The organism is Ruminococcus callidus ATCC 27760, from assembly GCF_000468015.1.
Lineage (GTDB): Bacteria > Bacillota > Clostridia > Oscillospirales > Ruminococcaceae > Ruminococcus_C > Ruminococcus_C callidus.
The window spans coordinates 1-755 of record NZ_KI260296.1 but is presented as its reverse complement, the minus strand read 5'-3'; the positions used below and the strand labels follow the sequence as shown (position 1 = coordinate 755).

General features: G+C 40.1%; 1 protein-coding gene. It reads right to left on the bottom strand.

What is annotated here, in order from left to right; all coding sequences use genetic code 11:
* Nucleotides 1-239: 239 nt before the first annotated feature.
* Nucleotides 240-722, bottom strand: a complete 483-nt coding sequence (locus tag RUMCAL_RS01200) for a hypothetical protein (RefSeq protein ID WP_021680571.1) — start codon at nucleotides 720-722, stop codon at nucleotides 240-242.
* Nucleotides 723-755: the final 33 nt, after the last annotated feature.

Below are 755 nucleotides of genomic sequence, written 5' to 3'. Positions count from 1 at the left end.
TCGCCAGACGCTCTTTGTGCGGTATTGCCTTAACGATTTCTTGCCTTAGCTTTGGCAGGTTTTATGCCATTTATACCATAACTGCACCGAATGCAGCGGCAACGGCATATGTCCGGCAGTTTATGCCCGTGGTCGGGGCATGAAAAAAGCACCTCGGGTGAGATGCTTTTTGTGATATTCGGTTTTACTTCTCAAAATGTGCGGTATTTTGAGAAGCTTTTTAGTTCATGTGCAAACGGTCAGTCTGTTTCAACTCTGCTTTTTTTCTTTTCTTCGTCTACTTGCTTTTTAAATTTTTGAAAAATCTTCTTCTGTTCCTCTGTTACTTCACCGACCAGATAAACAGACCCGTTGTGAATTCTGATATTCCTCATAATTTCTTTTGGTGGAAAAAGCATTGACATTTTACAGCCCCATTTCTTTGATAATAATCGTTTTACTTCATTCACTAAAACATTATTATTCGTACTTGAAAATGCTTCGGCAATAAATTCGGCAGGGTTGTCACAAGCATACCCACCTAAATAATTTTGGATTACAGTATCATTTTCATCTAATCCACAATTCAACAATGCAGTGTGCATAATTTGTTTTGCTAATTCAAATTCATCTTCGGTAGCCTTTTCAAACGTCTTTGCTGCCATTGGTCGTTCTGCTTCTATTATACCACTATCCGCCCCAGAAGTCAACAATTTCCAGCCGATTTCCCAGGGCAACAGCATTTAGGAAACACTGCATAAAGCCCGCCTGACGGC